Here is an 18,319-nt window from a genome sequence, read left to right as displayed (position 1 = left end):
ATGTTTTTAGGTTAGGAAAAGATTTGTGAATTGGATAGGAATTAGAAGCCGACCTGCACACCGAACATAAAGGTTCGTGTTTTAGGATAGGCATTCCGCTCCTCAAATCCGGGATCAAGACCATTGATATTGACTTCCGGATCGAGCCCGCTATATTTGGTGAGCACAAACAAATCTCTGCCGGTTGCATACAAGCGCAGACTTTTTAGAGGCTTGATCAGATTTTGCTTAAAAGTATAGCCCAGACTAATGGCATCTACCTTGAGGAAGTCACCTTTTTCCAGCCAGTAATCACTCAGTTCCTTTTCTCCTTTGATGTCTTTGTGTTTATCATAGGCTTCACGCAATACATTTTGCCCCTTCACATTTGGCAGACTATAATACATATTGATCATATTAAACACATCATATCCAAGCCAGCTTCTCAGGTAAATCCCAGCATCAAAATTCTTGTACACGATAGAGTGGTTCCAGGAAAGGATCACTTTTGGAATAGCATTACCTACAAAAGCCTTATCGGCAATGGTTTTAGTACGCTTAGTGACATCGAAAGCCTGTCCGTCTTTATCATAAAGCATCCAGTTTCCTTCGGGAGTAAAACCGGCAGCACGCCAAATAAAGAACTCACCAATATTATGACCGGGCAGTAACCTCACGGCATTTCCAGGAGATCCTGGTGCTGGAAAACTTTTTCTATCTGCAAAAGTCTGGCTTCCGGAAAGAGAAGTCAGTGTACTTTTATTTCCCGACATCACAAATCCTGTCGTGTATTTAAAATCGTCACGGTCTATTGCATTCCAGTTTAGCTCCAGTTCAAAGCCTTTATTTTGCATACTTCCAATATTCACAGTCGTAGTTTCATAAATAGCAGGTGGCTGTGAAACATTGATATCATAAATAATATCATCCACTTTACGCTTGTAAAAATCTACTCTACCGCTGATTTTATTGTTGAACAAGGCAAAGTCCATCCCCACACTAATCTCCTTTTTAACCTCCCATTTCAGGTCAGGATTTTGGTTGTGCCGAACGCCATAAGTACGTTGCCATTGTCCGTCAACAAGCCACCAGGCATCCGGTGCATACATCCTATAGGCTACATTGGCATTAAAATCAGCATTACCGGTTTCTCCATATCCCCCTCTTATTTTCAGGTCATTGATAAATTTCAGGCTTTTCATGAAAGGTTCTTCCGAAAGTCGCCATGCCATAGAGACGCCCGGGAAAGTTCCCCATCGCCTACCTGGTGCAAATTTAGAGGAGCCTTCCCGTCTTAATGTTCCGGTTACGATGTACCGATTCATAAAAGAATAGTTTACCCGACCAAAGAAAGCGATCAGTTTCACATAGGGATCTTTAAATGAGGTCATATTAGCTCTTCCATCGCTTAAGAAAGTACCATTATTCAAATCATTTTCGCCAATTCCATCCACAGAAAAGTCGGAATTCTCCGCCTTAAATCCCTGGCCATTGAAATCCTGATAGGAATAACCTGCTACCGCATTAATACTATGGTTATCAATCACTTTATTATAATTGACCGTCCATTCGAAAGTACGGTCAGTATAACGCTTATACTCCTGTCTGGCAAAGCCGTCAACACCATCCGTGCGGGAAATGCGGTGTTGCGAAGAGCGGTAGTATATTGGGTTTTCGCTATTATTTTTTACCGCAACCAAAGCGGAGGTATAAAGATCCTTTGTCAAGTCAATCTTCAATACAGAACTGGCTAGCAAATACTTATATTGATTAAAATCTTTACGAAGAGTCACCTCTGCTACAGGGTTCCAATAATCATAACCACCCACCATGACATTTAAACCTGTAATATCATTCGGATTGTATGGCGTTTGTGTTGGATTAAGCACTAATGCCATGTTAAAAATATCATTGTTTGTAAAGTTAGCATCCACCTGGTTGTAACTTACATTGGTATTTAGCTGGGCTTTTCCATTAAAGAACTTGAAAATACTATTGATTCTTCCGCCCATTTCCTTTCTATCTGAGCCCAGGGCAATACCTTTGGCATTACGCATGGTTGCGGTCGCGTAGACCTGTGCATTTTCACTTCCGCCATTGGCATTCAGCACATAGCGCTGACTAAAAGGAGATTTATTGGTCACCTCATCATACCAATCCGTACGGGAGCCAAAATCAGTTCCTAATCCTTTTTCAACGAACTCATCGCCACTCAGCGATTCCGGACGTCTGCGGATACTTTCGGTAAACAACTCGGTAGTCAGGGTAATGTTGGCAGGACCGACTTTAGCTTTTCTTGTCGTGATGAGGATCACACCGCCCGAGGCCCTTGTGCCATATATTGCCGCAGCAGAGGCATCTCGCAACACGTTAATGGATTCTATATCTTCTCTGGAAACTGAATTGATACTTCCACCAGGCACTCCATCTATCACGATTAAAGGCCCTTGTCCGCCGTTGATAGAATTGACCCCACGAAGTTGTACGGATACATCGGCATTTGGGTCACTACCATTAGAAGAACTAATCGTTAAGCCCGGTACTTTTCCTTGTATCGAAAGTAAAGGGTTTACGGAACCTGAGATAAAATCTTTTGGCTTTACCGTAGACACGGCACTGGTGAGGTCTTTCTTTTCAATGGTTCCATAACCCACTACCACCACTTCATTCAGGTCATTCTTCTCTTCGTTGATGACAATTTCAAGTGTCTTGCGATTGTTTACAGGAACTTCCTGTGCGGTAAATCCCAATGCGGAGACCACTAAAACTGCATTTTCAGGTACGCTTAATGAAAAACTACCGCTGGCATTAGTAGCAGTACCCCTTCCTTTCACACCTTTTACAATGACTGTGGCGCCAGGAACAGGTTTTCCTAAGAGATCTTTTACCGTTCCTGTTACGGTGATGTCTACATTTTTCTTATCGTTTACGATAATGGTGAGAGAGGAAACGGTATAACTCAATGGTTGATCGACAAAACATTCCGCTAATATTCCTAATAGTGGGGCATTTTTCGCATCAACAGTAACCGGTTTTGCTTTTTTAATCAGGTTAGAATTAAAAATAATATCGTAGCGGCTTTGTACTCCGATTTTCTCCAGGACGGTTTCCAGGGGAGTGTTCTTTTCTGACAAGGTAATCTGCGCCAGTCCAGCAGCATTGACCCGCATAGAGAGCGAAAAAACCAGGATCGTGATCAGCTTTGTTTTAAACGCAATTTTATCTTTTACACAGGTAAACCTGCATAAGTTGTGCTCGTAAAATTTCATACATTTGGTTGGTTAGGTTAGTTTTTTATCAAGGAATTAAACAGACAGCGTAGCTGCTGGTAAGCTCATGGCATAACGGTTACCCTCCTTCCTTCGACTTTAAATTTAACATCTCCAGTCAGCGTTAGCACTTTAAGTACTTCGCTCAGGTCTTTAGACCTGGATATTTTACCACTAAAACGTAGTCCATCCAGTTTTCCAATATATTCAGGCTCGATATCATACCAGCGGGATAGTTTTCTCATGATGTCCTGAATGTGCGTTTCTTTCAACAAAAAGTATCCGTTCTTCCAGTCCATGATCGAATTTGTATTCACCATCCTGACCAGGAAAGCCCCATGATCCATCAGACATTGCTGACCTGGTTTTAACATGGTGGAACGACTTCCATTGGTCACCTTTACGCTGCCTTCCAATAAAGTTGTCCGGATAAACGCTTCGTCTTCATAAGCATTTACATTGAAATGAGTTCCATAAACTTCCACTACTTCCTGATTGGTGATCACTTTAAAGGGTTGAGATTTCCTTTTGGCTACTTCAAAATAAGCTTCGCCATGAAGGATTACTTTCCGCTCTGATCCGCTAAACTGTGCCGGATATTTCAACGATGAGGAAGCATTTAGCCAGACATTAGTTCCATCAGGTAAACGGATCTGATATTGCCCCCCTTTCGGAGTTTCTATGAGGTTGTAAGTAATTTGTCCATTTTCAGGGGCATTACCCTGATCGGTCAGCGTATAGATCAACTGTCCATCGCGATCCTTTTTAATGGTCAGGCCTGCTTGTTTTGCCAAAATGCCATCGCCTGCTTCCTCCAGATTGATAACTGAACCATCACTAAGGGTTAACCGGGCTTTATTGCCGCCAGGCTTGATCACTGTTGCATGGGCAGTCTTTGCTGGCGCAAGTTTATTTACTGCCGGATGCGGTTGTTGATAAAAGTAGCTGAATAGCCCAATGATCATAAAAATGGATGCTGCGATACTGAACCAACGGAGATAAGATGGCTTTCGGTCATTTACCTGCTCCGCTTTGATACTTTGCATGATCCTGGATTTCAGTTCAAGCCCATCGGGTTCCTGAAAATTTAAAGCGGCTCCTTTGCCTGCCATCCGTTCATAATATTCTTCCAGCAAAAGACTTTCCGCCGGACTTGCCTCGCCAGTTAAGTAGCGATCTATCAGTATTAAAAAATTGTGCTTGTCCATAGGCTATACTTATATGTACCCAAACTTACCGGATACCCTATGGTATTTGTCGTTTTTCTTTATGCAATGAAATAAAGAGAAGTATTTGCAGGTAATTATTGATGAAATTCACGCCAAAGGAGTATGGCGATACAGGTTTGTATATTCAGTCCGGCTCTAATCACTTTTAGCGACTTAGAGATTCTCTTTTCGACGGTCTTTTCTGAGATATCTAAATGTCTGGCAATTTGTTTATAGGTCATTTCTTCCTCTCTGCTCAATAAAAAAGCTTCCTTACATTCTTCAGGAAGATTATTGATTAAGTCCTGTATCAGGTGTTGCTGTTCTTTAAAGAGCAAAGGGTTTTCCGCAATGATTTCGGTGGTCACATCCGCCAGTCTTTCATAAAACTGCTGATCTGTTTTATGTTTCCGGATTGCTTTTAAAACACTAAATCTTAGTGCCTGATAGAGGTAGGCTTTCAGCGACAGAATATCGACCTGGTTACGGCGTTGCCAGAGGCTTAAAAAAAGATCCTGTAGCACATCATCCGTAGCTTCCGAATCTTGCAATATATGGTTTGCTTTTCGGTAAAGTTCCTTCCAGTATCGATCATAAATCTCCCCAAATGCCTGCTCGTCTCCCTTTTTTAAAGCAACTATTAATTCGGCATCGGAAAGTAGATCACAGCTCATCATCGATTTTAAGGGAAAACCGAAGCTAATAAAAAAAGATGGAACTCCGATTCCTCTTTTCTTTTGATAGGTAAGTCTGCGTTGCCAGGGTTAATATCCGATACAAAACAACCATCATTTGTAAAATAAAAAAACAATATTTGTAATCCATAAATTGATCTATTATGAAAAACTTTGATTGGACTTCCTTTACTAAAAGAATAGCCGTTAAAGCCCGGTTATCAGATATTTACAATGCCTGGACGCGCGCTGAGGAATTAGAGAAATGGTTTTTGGAAAAAGTGATCTTTACCGATCCTACCGACACCATTATTGACCATAAACAGCCGGTTGTCGCTGGATGTGCTTATAACTGGTTGTGGTATTTATATCCGGAATCGATGTCAGGCCAAATCAAAGAAGCAAATGGCAAAGACTTTTTAAAATTCAGCTTTGAAGGGGAATGTTTGGTAGAAGTACATTTGAGAGCGGAAGCCGGATATACCATTGTAGAATTAAGGCAATTTAACATCCCAACTGATGATCAGTCTAAACAGCAGATCAGACTTGGTTGTGCCAACGGCTGGTCTTTTTATCTGGTTAACCTAAAATCTGTTTATGAAGGTGGACTGGATCTTAGAAATAAGGATGGGAATTTGCCTCCAATGATCAACAATTAGTTACTGCTCCGGTTTTATGTTGTCGAAAGCTTTACAGTACTCGTCATCAAATAAAACCCATTGCCAGAGCTTATCACAATTTGTGATAAGCTATCCTCAGAGTGCTTTAAACAGCGATTTCTTCCTGTTTTTTCTTTGGCAGGCTGTTAAAAACGAGATCATAAGAGTGATCAATCAACTCCTGCAGTTGCTTCATCGTTAAACGACCGTCCATATAAACTGTATTCCAATGCTTTTTATTCATATGGTATCCTGGTACAATTTCCTCATACTGCTCCCGCCATTCTATGGCGCGTTCCGGATCACATTTGGCATTAAACCGATTGCCGGTCTCCAAACTACAGAGTAAAAAAATCTTTTCTCCAACCTTAAAAACCAGCGTGTCTTCCCCAAAAGGAAAACCTTCCGTTGCGCCCTGCTTTTGCAGACAATAATCGCGTAATTCTTCTATGTTCATCGTAATACCAAATATATCCTTTAATTATCAGGTTAGTTCTATGCGCTCAATCCGTTAATATCAGTGCTCAATACTTCACTCATATAGTCGAGAAAAGGACGCATATTTTTAAAAGTCTGACCGGCCTCTTTTAGAAAATCAACACTTAAAACTTCCTCGTCAGAAAACTTACGGAGTAGTAGATACTGTTTATAGCGCAAAAGATCTATAGCCTCATCATTGGCCTCAAAACCTTTGGGTGTCGTTTTCAACTGCTCCCCTTTTAAGTTTTCAAATGTACCCGTAAATGATTCACTGGTTAAGATCTTCCGCAGCGGTGTGGAATCAAAAGAAAGATCTTCCCTGATCAGTTTTAAATCAGTGGTATTTGGCCCCCAAAAGCCACCCCCTATAAAGCTGTTACCCTTTTCAATGTGAAAATAGTAGCCCCCTCTACGGTCTTTTCCTGCTCGTTTAAAACTCCCACTCCAATGTGTTTTATAAGGGGTTTTATCTTTAGAAAAACGGGTATCTCTATAAACACGGTACACACTTTTGGCACCGGAAGGCGTTTCAATGAGGTCATGCGTATTCAAATCCTGTAATAATGCCTCAGCAAAGTCTATTACTCCGCTCTGTTCTTTCAGGAATTCCTCTTTATTGGCATTAAACCAATCCCTGTCGTTATGATCCTTGAGTTTAGCTAAAAAGGCAAGGTTAGATGGGGAAATTCGGCTTGTTATTTTCATACTTATATAAATTCAGATCTTAGATAACCATTATGGTCCTATAAAGTTCACAAAATAGCTACTTATTGGTACACTTTAACCCAATCTACAATCATTTGTACGGGAAGCTGGTCCTGATTTACTTTTCCAACCCAGCTACCACCCAATTGCTGATCAATCATCACATAAAAGGGCTGATCGTATGGCCACTGACTGGGGTCAACACCTGTGATACGGGGATAACGGAAGGTCTCTACCCCGTTTAAGGTAAATACTAAGCGATCCGGAAACCATTCCAGTCCGAAGGTATTGTAAGTATTGATATCTATTTTTGCAGTACCACCATGTGGAGGATTGTCTTTTTGCTTCAAATTGAGCGTATAATGAGAATGTGTAGTCTGATAAATGATCGAATCCCGGTTCAGGTGTTCCATAATATCTATCTCCCCATTATTCGGGTACTTCCCATACTTGTTTTGCTCTGCCAACATCCACATGGCCGGCCATGCTCCTTGCGCACATTCCAGCTTCGCATGGATTTCAATTTTGCCATATTGCCAGGCAAATTTCCCTTTGGTATATAAACCTCCGGTAAGGTAAGGTCTTGAATCTGCTGATGTATCCGGGTTTTTAATGCCTTTCAGGTATAATTTCCCATCAGACTGTGCATAACAGTCGGCGTTGCTGCTCATGTGTTTATTCCAATCCGCAGTCCCTTTCGGGATTTTACTCCACTTCGTACTGTCAATCACAGTGCCATTGAAATCGTCTTTCCAGACCAGCTTCCAGTTCGGGTTCCCTGTTTTCTCTTTTTGCAGGTAGATATAATTATCTGTTTTCCGGTAAGGTAAAACGCTGCATGAAGCCAGAAAAACAGCCATACAACAGCTCATTAGTAAGTATTTATTCATAATTAAAGGTCAATTTTTTATGGATGACAATAATTCCCCTGTCCTGATTACCCCGCTGCAAAGTCCAGAATACACACTATGATTAATCATTAGATACGCTAACTTTAAGTTACTGCAATAAATATCAAACTTTAAAACAATTAAAGCCATGAGTAATCACAATTTTACCACTACCATTTCGGTAGATCAAACACCACAAGAAGCATTTGATGCCATTGTTAACGTCCGGGGATGGTGGTCTGAAGAGATTGAAGGAGGTACTGAAAAACTAAACGATGAATTTACCTATCATTATCAGGAAATACATCGCTGTAAAATGAGGTTGGTTGAAGTTGTTCCCGAGGAAAGAGTAGTCTGGCAGGTTCTTGACAACTATTTTGATTTCACGAAAGACCACAAGGAATGGACTGGTGATAAAATTAGTTTTGAAATCTCCGTAAAAGACAATAAAACAGAAATCAAAATGACGCATTGGGGCTTGGTTCCAACCTATGAATGCTACCCGATCTGCTTTGAGTCCTGGAACAAATTCATCAATGAAAGCTTGTATAGCCTGATCACCACCGGTAAAGGACAGCCCATATTAAAAGAAACAATCATTTAATATTATTAAGGATTAGCTTTTCTTTCAGAGATTTAATTTTTTTATCCTTTCTTTCGATTTTATCTTCAAGTTCTTTGAGGCGCTTTACTAGCAACCCCATGTAAAGTTCCTTTTCGGCTAAAATCCTTTCGAATAGAATAACATTACTATGATAATCAGGACTAAAACTATCCAGTTGATCTTTTTTACTACGATCCACATTCAGTTCTAAAAACAATTCACCAGGTTTTACATTTAAAAATGTAGCTATTCTCAGCAATTGATCCACATTAATTGTATCCTGGCATTCTAACCTGGAATAAGCTGACTGGGAAATCTGTAGATACTCCGCAACAGCTTCCTGGGCAATTCCTTTTTCAAGACGTACCTTCCTTATTTGGTCTATAACATTCATATGTAATTTAAAACACTGAATAATGATGTGAATAATAATACGAATAACACCCTAACCTTTATAACTAAATTTATTCATTAAATTTTAATTTATCAATTATTAATTAATAATATTTGATAAAGATCTTTTAAACCATAAAACATTAAAAACAAACAAAAACACTTAAATCATGAAAAAATTAAATTTCAACGAAATGGAAGGCCTTATTGGAGGCATGGACCTTGATTGCATCTGGGCAATGTCAGATCACATGAGTTTTTGGCAAGCATACAAATTATGTGGCCTGGCTGATGATTATGCGACAACTACGTAGCAGAAAAAAGCATAACTAGCTATCAAACAAAAAAAGGTGCCGTAATTAAGATTTGGCACCTTTTTTATTAAAATTGATAAAAATCATAGACACTGAGATTATTATCAGTCAAAAACTATATATTAGATATATTCTTAATTTTAAGTCTAATAAAATTATTTAATATGCTTGAAGTAAAAAACATTAAATATGTAACCAAGAATGGAAAGCTGATTTTTGACAATTTGAATCTCAAGATTAATCAAGGTGAAATCTTTGGATTACTTGGTTCGAATGGAAGTGGAAAAACCACTTTGTTTAAACAAATATTTGGTATTTCACAACCTCAACAGGGTGAAATTTTCATTAAGGGAAAGCAACTTTCAAAAGGAGGAAATGAAGATCGTACGGTCCTAAAACAACTTGGAAGTTTAATCGAAAACCCATCAATTTATGAACATTTAACCGCAAGGCAACATCTAATAATGCTCTGCAACATCTACGAAACTGATAATATTCATATAAATCCGACCTTGGAACTGGTTAACCTGACTTCTGTTGCTGATCAAAAATCGAAAACGTACTCTCTCGGCATGAAGCAACGCCTTGGAATTGCGATGGCTTTAGTTACTCAGCCTGACTTTGTACTTTTAGATGAGCCATTAAATGGGCTAGACCCTGAGGCAATCCTTTGCATTCGTAACATGATCATCAATTTGAACAGAAAGTCCAACATTACTTTTTTAATTTCAAGTCATATCCTATCTGAAATAGAGTTAATAGCAACCCACATTGGAATATTACATAAAGGCAGTTTGATTTATAACGACATCAATCCCTTTGGACAATTAGAATGTATTATAAATAACGAAGTAATCACTATTGATTTACAAAACGACATTATCAAATTAGGATTGAAATACTTCAGTCAAAACAATCAAACTATAATTTATTTAGGTGATGAGGAAGGAAAACAAGCCACATTGGCTATGCTGCTCAAGCACTCGCTTTCTGAATACTTAATAACCCCTTGCAACATAGAGCATCTCTATAAAAGATATACCTTATCATGAGGACTTTACTTATAAATGAATTTTTTAAATTCAACAGGCTCCGTTACATTTGGCTAATCGTAGCAACTCCAGTCATCTTTTGCCTGCTTTCATTTATAGCATCATGTATAACAACAATAGACGAACTAGATTTTTTAATGTCAAAAACAGGTATTAAAAACCCATGGGTATTTCTTGAAGTCAGCCCTATAAATATGCTACATCTTTTTGGCCCATTAATTATAGTATTCTTTTCTGCATTTATTTACGAAATAGAAAAACAATCAAATGCCTGGAATAAATTATTGGCCTATCCTAAATCCATTAGATTGCTACTAAGCTCAAAATTATTAATGATTTTAAGTTACCTAACGGCCTCACTTCTTTTCAGTCTTCTTCCTATTGTAGCATTTAATTACCTGTTATTAATCATCAGGCCCGATTTTTCCTTGCAAAATCACTCCTTAAACCAGTCAATTATCGTTTGTGCATTCCTAGAACTCATGTTGAAATACATCCTTTTTTCCATGATTGTTAATTTCTGTTTATTTTATTTTAAACACAACTGGGTTGTCGCGATTCTATGTGTAATCATTTTATCAACCCTACCTCTTTTCAGTTACCAGAGCTGGAAACCAAACCTACTTGAAAAATATAGCCAACTCAACTTCGAAAAAACATTCGGTCTTATGCTATACAATCGCAATGACCTGATTCTGATCCTAATACTTATAGCTACAACTGCCGTTTATAAATATTTCCCACAACACAAGCTTAGCCGTTAAAATATGTATTTACAACTTCTGCGAAACGAGTGGATTAAAATCATTAATGATAAAGAGCTTTTACTGATCCTAATATTACCTATCCTTTACCCCTGGTACTTTATAATAATGGAATTATTAAAACCTGAGACACAATTAATTGCCCAGGTAGATGTTGGATCAAATAATTTTAAAAACAGTTACTTTTTATATTTCAGAAAAATATATTTCGTTTATCTCCTAATAATTCTCCCCATAACAACAAGCCTGATGATCTCATCTTATGCTCGTTTCACTTTTAAAACCAAAGAGATCAACAGTTTCCGTACCTATCCTGTATCCCTGATCGCTATGACCCAAACAAAAATCATAACACTAGTCATACTCTGCTTTATTTTGGGAATGATTTTCTTTGTAGGAACACAACTGGCACTATTAACACTCTTTTCCTTAAAACCTGTATTAGCCAAGTACATCATTACTTTTTCAATAGGAAAAACCTTCTTAATGATGTTTAACAATCAAATTTCATATTGCATATTAACTATACCCGCAGCTCTGCTCGCCTACTTAATCTCCATCAAATTCAAATATGCTTTAATAATCAATATCGTGTTTTGTATCATCCTAACAACTACTGGATTACTAAGCAGTTTTTTTATAAAGATTTCGCCATACACCATTCCGTACGAATACTACACCAAGAGCTATCGCGCATTAAAATACATGCTAAAAATTGATAGTAATGCTAATTTTCAGCAAAGTAATAGTTTATTCCTGATCACTGCAATAATCTCATGTTCACTTATATTTATCATCTACCGAGCTATTTTAAACCATGAAGACAAATAACATTTACAAGAACAACTTCCTGCCACTCTTCCTGATTTTGTGCATGGCACAATGCTTAATTGCACTATTTCTTGATATCTATGTCTTAACTGAAGACAAGCTCAGACTCTCTATGGAAGGGAAATACGAGGAAAAGATTATAGATTATGCGGTTCAATCGCACAAAAAGCAATGGATAGTTACGCTCATACAAGTCCCCATACTCACTATTATTACCATAGTGATCGAATCAATTGCCCTATACATAGCCTGTCAGTTTCTAGAAATAAAAAAGAGATTCAATCAATTCATGGTAGTCGTAACCGTAGCCAATTTTGTGTTTATTATACCTGCTCTTGTTAAATTGATATATTTTATGTTCAGGGATGCCACTTACAGCATTAAAGATGTCAATAATTTCTCTGTAGGGTCTCTGGCTAATCTTTTCCAGCAAGAAGTAAATACGCCTGTTTATCCGGTTTTAAAAAGCATTAATATTTTCCAGGCATTTTTTATCTGGCTATTATGCATTGGAATGAGTTACATTCTTGATAATGATAAAATTAAGGCAAAAAAAGTCGTGTTCTCTGGATATGTGACTCTTTTCTTCCTCTACCTGATTGTAATTTATTTAGTGACCTCAATTCTAGGAACTCATGCGTAAAAAATCACTTAAGATAATCCTCCTTAGCTTAATTGCTATCTTATTTTTAGGACTTGGATACGCAGTTTATTACCAAACCAAACTTAATAAAGAAAAAACAGGAAAAGATCTTTCTAAGATGGAAATGAGCAGAGGAAATACCAAATTTCACCTTTCTGACATACCCATTAAAAAAAACTTAATTATTAGCTTTTTAAGTACCGACTGTTTATCCTGTACAAAACAATTAAAGGTTTTCGGAAGTCCTGATTTTGCAAATCAAGAGTTCTTACTACTTTCCAATGAATCTATCCAAATCATGGATATTAATTTAAAGAAAAAAGGCCTGGCCAATAAACCAAATATTCAATATGCGCATGTAAACAGTGTCGATTTCTATACCTATTTTGGAACATTATCCATCCCAACTACGATAATTACAGACCATAATCACAAAATTAAAAAAACCTTCAATGGTTTCGTAAGTTCAACCAGCTTAAAGCCTTTCCTTAATCCTTAGTCTTATGGATGAGAATATATCCAAAAAAAGAAGAAAAACCTTTAGCAAACAACAGGAGAGAACAGATTGTGGGGTTGCCTGCCTGATCTCCATAACAAGGTTTTATGGTGGTCATCAAACACTAGAAAATTTGCGCGAGATCAGTGGAACAAATACCAAGGGAACTACATTGCTTGGCTTATACCAATGTGCAGAAAAAATTGGCTTTGATGCAAGTGCTTTTGCTGCTGATTTACCTGATCTCGAAATCGAAACCTCACCATTGATTTTACATGTGGTTATGGAGAAAACGATGCAACATTTCGTGATTTATTATGGGAAAAATCCAGTTACCGGATTATTCATTATTGGGGATCCTGCCAGAGGCATTTATGAACTCGGGGGAGAAGAATTAAATCATATATGGAAGAGCAAAGCACTGTTAAAGCTCTCACCGAACAGTCAGTTCACTATAGTGAAAGACAAGGAAAAAGCAAAAATGAAGTGGTTTAAAAGCTTAATATATGAAGACATAAACATCCTGCTGACCACTATGGCATTAGGTTTGGTGATCACTATACTAGGGTTTTCAACAGCAATTTTCTCTCAAAAGCTCATTGATGTTATAATCCCCGGAGGGGACACCAAAAAACTTATTTTTTCACTAACCCTACTAGCACTGGCAATACTACTGAAATCGGTGTTAACTTACCTGAGACAATATCTATCCCTCCTACAAAACAGAGACTTTAGCAATAGGATTATTGGAAATTTCTTTAGCTCCCTGGTTTATTTGCCAAAACATTTTTTTGATACCAGAAGCACTGGTGATATGATTACCCGAATGAATGACACTAGTAGAATACAACAGAATGTAGCATTCATCACCGGTACAGTTTTCATTGACATTGCTGTAGTGATTACCACTGCTCTCTTTCTTATAAATTATTCCTTATCCATATCAATTATTACCTTTTGCTTTATTCCTGTAATTATCTGGTTCATATCAAGCTATACGAAACCCATCAAAACGTTTCAGAAAAATCTTATGGTAGCCCAGGCAATAAATCAAAGTAACTACATTGACACAATACAGGGAATTGAGGTTATAAAATCACAAAATGAAGAGACTTTCTTTATAGAAAAAATAAATTTCACCTATGGAAGCTTACAACTAAAGACTTTTGATCTCGGCAAACTCGGAAATAATTTCAAATTTTCTTCAGAGTTCATCACAATGCTGCTATCCATCACCATTATGAGTGTATCATCTTATCAGGTTATGCAGAAAAAGCTGGAACTCGGAGAGATGATTGCCATAATTGCATTATCGGCGATCCTTATTCAGGCAATAGGTAGACTTTCACAAGTAAATTTACAATTACAGGAGGCTAAAGTTGCTTTCGATCGGATGTATGATTTTGCCTCTATCCGCCCGGAATACAAACCTGATGAGACAACAAACAAAATTGTGTTCAATAATTTAAAAGTCTGTGACCTTTCCTTTGGCTTTCCTGGCAGAGGACCAATGCTTAAAAACATCAATTTCGAAGTTAAAAAAGGAGAGATAATTGCACTCCTTGGAGAAAGTGGGTGTGGAAAAAGTACAACCATTGCGATACTACAACAGTTCTACAAACCCAGTCAGGGCGTAATACTTGTAAATAAAAAAAACCTCGATGAATTTCATACACCAGCATGGCGAGAAACACTAGCAACTGTACCACAAGAAATTAAGTTATTTAACGGATCGCTATTAGATAATATTGCATTATCAAACACTCTGGAGAAATCTGACTCAATAATTGAATTTTGCAAAGAAACGGGTCTGGATGAATTTTTCAACCGATTGCCGCAAGGTTATCATACTATTGTAGGAGAAGAGGGTATAAATCTATCTGGGGGGCAAAAACAATTGGTTGCCCTGGCAAGAGCTTTATATCGAAATCCCCAAATTTTACTCCTCGACGAAGCAACTTCTGCTATGGACCGAAGAACCGAAAGATTTATCATAGAACTCCTGTTAAAATATAAAGAAAAAATGGCCCTGATTATGGTCACACATAAAGTGATGACCGCAAAAATTGCAGATCGGGTATACATCATTGAAAATGGATTAGTTAAAGATGAGGGAACACCGGTCGAATTATTCTCCAGAGACAACTTCTTTAGTCAAATGACTTTAGAATCTACGATTTGAACTAACGATCAACTTAGAATGTTTTCACCTACATTTCCTTCCACAAAATCAGGTTGGATAGTTTTTTCTTTTGCCCTTTCAGAAATGATGTTGATCATTACGCCGGTCAGGATAAACGCGATACCGATGATTAGACTCAGGGAAAGGCTTTCATGAAATAGCATTACACTAATCGCTACTGCCACAACCGGTTCCAGTGCGCCTAAAATAGAAGTGGGCGTGGATCCAATGGTTTTAATCGCATAAACCAGCGAGGACATGGAAAGCACGGTAGTAACAAAAGCAAAGGCGGTAAAGTTGAAAAATACGGCGACATTAGGGATGGCCAGCGATTCATTCAATAACAGTGTTTTCCCCAGGTAAAAAACCGCAGAAAACACCAGCGAATAAAAGGTGATTTTAAATCCGGAAGCAGCAATCTTCGCTTTATTGACAACAACCATGTACAACGCGTAAAAAGTTGCGCTCAGGAGCGTAATTAAAAGTCCGGTTATATTGATATTCAGTGTACCATTCTTAGCACAAAGTGCTATAATACCACCAATCGTAATGACCAGCGAAAGGACAGTGAGTCCGGTAATTTTCTCTTTGAAGAAAAACGTCATGACCAGTGCCACAATAACCGGATAGACAAAAAGTATCGTAGAAGCAATTCCCGGCGACAGGTAATCATAGCCCAGGAACAGAAATTCAGCAGAAAGCGCATAAAAAAGGCCAAGTACCGCCAAAATCATAAATTCCGTCTTATTTACCCTTAGACTCTCTTTTTTATAAACCAGGTAAGCCAAAAGAAACAATGCAGCAATAAAAAAACGGTAAAACAAAGTGGTATCCAGGGAGAAATTACTCGCTTTTAGAGGTAAAATAAATAGCGGAATCAGTCCGTAAGAGATAGCCGAAATGGCGGCCAGAGCATACCCTTTAATTTTCATGTTTTCTAATGCTTTATGCGCTGTTACACAGCTTATTTTGTGAGGAATTCACAGAATTTTGGCGCAAAGATATGGATATATTCCGGAAGAAAATACGAATGTTGTAAAAGGGTATTGATGTATTGATTATTACCTGGATTTTAGGCCAGGATACTGTGCTAATAAACAGCAAAGGTGCTCTTCTAAAAGACCACCTTTGCTATCATCATCAACGCTGTTAAATCTACAAGATTACCATCCTGGATTCTGGATAAGTTTCTTGCTCACTGTAATCTGATTCAAAGGAATCGGGTACAAATACATGGAACGCGAAAACAACCTTGGTGCACGGTCATAATCATTAAGTTGGTAAAAACTCTGATCATCTGCCCTGCCATCCATGTTCATCCCATGGAAAACACCTCCCTGGCGACCTTCCGGTTTATCAGCAATCATCCATCTGCGTACATCAAAATACCGTTGACCTTCCGTGAACAATTCCACCTGACGCTCTTGTCTGATTGCTTTTGCCTGTGCAGCATACTGGCCAATCACGCCCATTTTAGTACCATTCCCCTGCATATCCAGGTATCCCGGAATACCGGCTCTTACCCTCACCTTATCCAGATAAGTGATAATTGCAGGATCAGTTGGATTTACTTCGTTTAATGCTTCGGCATACAGCAGATAAAAATCTGCCAGACGAAATATAATCGATGGTCTGAACACCGTTCTGATACCCGATCCAACAGTTGGATGAATCGTTCTATTGCTTCTTTTATAACACAGATACCCTGTACTTGGAAATCCTCCGGTACGGTTGTCGTTATTTGCGATCCCACCATAACCAGGCAAGGGATTAACCGTAGAAGGCACATCTCTGGCAAACAATACTTTTGTTGCTTTTGAAGTAGCAGCGGTTGTCCCCTGCAAAGCAGCATTGGAAACCACATCATGCCAGCTTTTTCCCTGATACGTTACCGAAGCATAAAAACGGGGCTCCCTGTTCGCGTACATATTTGAAATATTAGCATCTGTCATGATCACTGTACTGCCGCTTTTCACAAATCTGGTTGCCGGGTTAGGCACATTTGAAAAACCGGTTGTTGTATATTGAGAACCTGGATCATGAATATCCAATCCATCTTTGGTAAAGAAAGCATCCACCATTTCCTGCGTCACACCGAGATTGGCGCCCATACTTCCACCTGCCGTAACAGTAATATCACGAGGCGTTTGGTTGGCCTCAACTGTCCCAAAACTCTGAATAGAATTGGCCCAGATAATTTCTTTGTTATATCGTTGAAACAGTTCATAAACATTTAAATGCGGGTTATTTGCAGTCGCACTATAATACAACTCATAATTACCGGCATTGGCGAAATCTATAAAATCTTTCACTGCATCTTTCGCCTTTACCCATTTATTCTGATCCTTTGCCGGAAACAACTTTTTCCCATCGCTGTTGGTCAGGGCCAAAGCTTCAGAATACCCCCCATTGTACAAAGGAGAAGCGGCATACATCCATAATTTAGCACGGATCGCCAGGGCAACACCTTTAGTAGGGATTGCGAGTTTGTTCTCATCAAAACCACTCGCAAAAGAGTTCGAAAACCTGTTTTCCGATAAATCTTCTTTGGCCTTTAGTAAATCTGCATCTATTGCCGCCACAACCTCATCTACCGAATTCCTGAAAAAGTCAACATTAGGATCGGTAGGATCAGCCTCTGTTGTCATGATTGGAATAGGGCCATATTGTTCAAACAAAAGGTAATGAGAATAGGCTCTGAAGAAATAAGCTTCCGCTTTTAACTGCCTTAATTCTGGTTCATCGATAAAATCAGGATCACCCTGTGCACCAATTACCCTTGCTGAATCAATATAAATGGTAGCCTGACGGATCACTTTATACAAAGTTTGCCAGCGGTGAAAAGTGTTACCTGCCGCAGTATTGGCCGTATAACCCTGCGTAGGGAGATTCCGCAACACACCATTTGCATTATTTTTAAGCTCATCGCTCATACTCGCCCATGGATTTCCCAAGCCGTTGGCATTAGAACTTGCTGCCGAATAGTCCGAATAATCAGGCATTGCTTTATAGATATAGCGCTGAAATCTCCTGGACTGACCAGGGTTGGTAAAGATAAATCCTTTACTATCCGACTCCGAAAAGTCGTCGCTAACATCAAGATATTTTTTGCAGGAACTGAAAGTAAGTAGCATTAATACTTCTACAAACAGTATTAGATAAGTATATTTTCTCAT

17 protein-coding genes are annotated in these 18,319 nt (G+C 38.5%); 8 read left to right on the top strand and 9 right to left on the bottom strand.

The features are described 5' to 3' along the window. Nucleotides 1-41: 41 nt before the first annotated feature. The 3 genes from R2Q66_RS12195 to R2Q66_RS12185 form a co-directional block, all read right to left on the bottom strand. Nucleotides 42-3,248 carry a SusC/RagA family TonB-linked outer membrane protein gene (locus tag R2Q66_RS12195; RefSeq protein ID WP_316749288.1) on the bottom strand — a complete coding sequence of 1,069 codons (3,207 nt, stop codon included), beginning with the start codon at nucleotides 3,246-3,248 and terminating at the stop codon, nucleotides 42-44. Between the two features lie 65 nt (nucleotides 3,249-3,313). Further along, complete coding sequence (locus tag R2Q66_RS12190) at nucleotides 3,314-4,456, bottom strand: FecR family protein (protein WP_316749285.1); 1,143 nt, start codon at nucleotides 4,454-4,456, stop codon at nucleotides 3,314-3,316. A gap of 95 nt (nucleotides 4,457-4,551) precedes the next feature. After that, nucleotides 4,552-5,133, bottom strand: coding sequence for an RNA polymerase sigma-70 factor (locus R2Q66_RS12185; protein ID WP_316749284.1), 582 nt, complete (start codon nucleotides 5,131-5,133; stop codon nucleotides 4,552-4,554). A 161-nt stretch (nucleotides 5,134-5,294) separates the two neighbouring features. On the opposite strand from R2Q66_RS12185, the gene R2Q66_RS12180 reads away from it, so the two are divergent. Further along, nucleotides 5,295-5,789, top strand: coding sequence for an SRPBCC domain-containing protein (locus R2Q66_RS12180; protein ID WP_316749282.1), 495 nt, complete (start codon nucleotides 5,295-5,297; stop codon nucleotides 5,787-5,789). Nucleotides 5,790-5,895: 106 nt separating this feature from the next. Here the strand turns inward: R2Q66_RS12180 and R2Q66_RS12175 are convergent, their stop codons facing one another. The 3 genes from R2Q66_RS12175 to R2Q66_RS12165 all read right to left on the bottom strand — a co-directional run bounded on the left by R2Q66_RS12175 (nucleotide 5,896) and on the right by R2Q66_RS12165 (nucleotide 7,864). Beyond that, on the bottom strand, nucleotides 5,896-6,246 hold the full coding sequence (locus R2Q66_RS12175; protein ID WP_316749279.1) for an MmcQ/YjbR family DNA-binding protein: 351 nt from the start codon (nucleotides 6,244-6,246) through the stop codon (nucleotides 5,896-5,898). A gap of 38 nt (nucleotides 6,247-6,284) precedes the next feature. Beyond that, entirely contained in the window at nucleotides 6,285-6,974 is a 690-nt protein-coding gene (locus tag R2Q66_RS12170; protein ID WP_316749277.1) for a DUF2461 domain-containing protein, read from the bottom strand. Nucleotides 6,975-7,036: 62 nt separating this feature from the next. Further along, nucleotides 7,037-7,864, bottom strand: a complete 828-nt coding sequence (locus tag R2Q66_RS12165; RefSeq protein ID WP_316749276.1) for a glycoside hydrolase family 16 protein — start codon at nucleotides 7,862-7,864, stop codon at nucleotides 7,037-7,039. A gap of 148 nt (nucleotides 7,865-8,012) precedes the next feature. Between R2Q66_RS12165 and R2Q66_RS12160 the strand changes: the two genes are divergently transcribed. Beyond that, nucleotides 8,013-8,468, top strand: a complete 456-nt coding sequence (locus tag R2Q66_RS12160; RefSeq protein ID WP_316749273.1) for an SRPBCC domain-containing protein — start codon at nucleotides 8,013-8,015, stop codon at nucleotides 8,466-8,468. Here the strand turns inward: R2Q66_RS12160 and R2Q66_RS12155 are convergent. Further along, nucleotides 8,461-8,862 carry a helix-turn-helix transcriptional regulator gene (locus R2Q66_RS12155; RefSeq protein WP_316749271.1) on the bottom strand — a complete coding sequence of 134 codons (402 nt, stop codon included), beginning with the start codon at nucleotides 8,860-8,862 and terminating at the stop codon, nucleotides 8,461-8,463. The two genes, R2Q66_RS12160 and R2Q66_RS12155, sit on opposite strands and share 8 nt — an antisense overlap. Nucleotides 8,863-9,031: 169 nt before the next feature. On the opposite strand from R2Q66_RS12155, the gene R2Q66_RS12150 reads away from it, so the two are divergent. The 6 genes from R2Q66_RS12150 (at nucleotide 9,032) to R2Q66_RS12130 (ending at nucleotide 15,143) form a co-directional block, all read left to right on the top strand. Further along, nucleotides 9,032-9,175: a hypothetical protein gene (locus R2Q66_RS12150; protein ID WP_316749269.1), complete on the top strand. Its 144-nt coding sequence runs from the start codon at nucleotides 9,032-9,034 to the stop codon at nucleotides 9,173-9,175. Between the two features lie 164 nt (nucleotides 9,176-9,339). Then, nucleotides 9,340-10,227: an ATP-binding cassette domain-containing protein gene (locus R2Q66_RS12145; RefSeq protein WP_316749267.1), complete on the top strand. Its 888-nt coding sequence runs from the start codon at nucleotides 9,340-9,342 to the stop codon at nucleotides 10,225-10,227. Next, nucleotides 10,224-10,991 carry an ABC transporter permease gene (locus R2Q66_RS23900; protein ID WP_410479426.1) on the top strand — a complete coding sequence of 256 codons (768 nt, stop codon included), beginning with the start codon at nucleotides 10,224-10,226 and terminating at the stop codon, nucleotides 10,989-10,991. The genes R2Q66_RS12145 and R2Q66_RS23900 overlap by 4 nt, the downstream gene beginning before the upstream one ends. A gap of 817 nt (nucleotides 10,992-11,808) precedes the next feature. Continuing rightward, nucleotides 11,809-12,465, top strand: a complete 657-nt coding sequence (locus R2Q66_RS12140; protein WP_316749264.1) for a YIP1 family protein — start codon at nucleotides 11,809-11,811, stop codon at nucleotides 12,463-12,465. Further along, complete coding sequence (locus R2Q66_RS12135) at nucleotides 12,458-12,964, top strand: hypothetical protein (protein ID WP_316749262.1); 507 nt, start codon at nucleotides 12,458-12,460, stop codon at nucleotides 12,962-12,964. The genes R2Q66_RS12140 and R2Q66_RS12135 overlap by 8 nt, the downstream gene beginning before the upstream one ends. Before the next feature lie 4 nt (nucleotides 12,965-12,968). Further along, entirely contained in the window at nucleotides 12,969-15,143 is a 2,175-nt protein-coding gene (locus tag R2Q66_RS12130) for a peptidase domain-containing ABC transporter (protein WP_316749260.1), read from the top strand. 8 nt (nucleotides 15,144-15,151) lie between these two features. Here the strand turns inward: R2Q66_RS12130 and R2Q66_RS12125 are convergent, their stop codons facing one another. Both R2Q66_RS12125 and R2Q66_RS12120 read right to left on the bottom strand, forming a co-directional pair. Beyond that, nucleotides 15,152-16,075, bottom strand: coding sequence for a DMT family transporter (locus R2Q66_RS12125; protein ID WP_316749258.1), 924 nt, complete (start codon nucleotides 16,073-16,075; stop codon nucleotides 15,152-15,154). 231 nt (nucleotides 16,076-16,306) lie between these two features. Continuing rightward, nucleotides 16,307-18,319 (bottom strand): RagB/SusD family nutrient uptake outer membrane protein, encoded by a 2,013-nt coding sequence (locus tag R2Q66_RS12120; RefSeq protein ID WP_316749255.1) that lies wholly within the window; start codon nucleotides 18,317-18,319, stop codon nucleotides 16,307-16,309.

This window comes from Pedobacter gandavensis (assembly GCF_032677645.1).
GTDB lineage: Bacteria > Bacteroidota > Bacteroidia > Sphingobacteriales > Sphingobacteriaceae > Pedobacter > Pedobacter gandavensis_A.
This window is presented reverse-complemented; position numbering and strand designations above follow the sequence as displayed.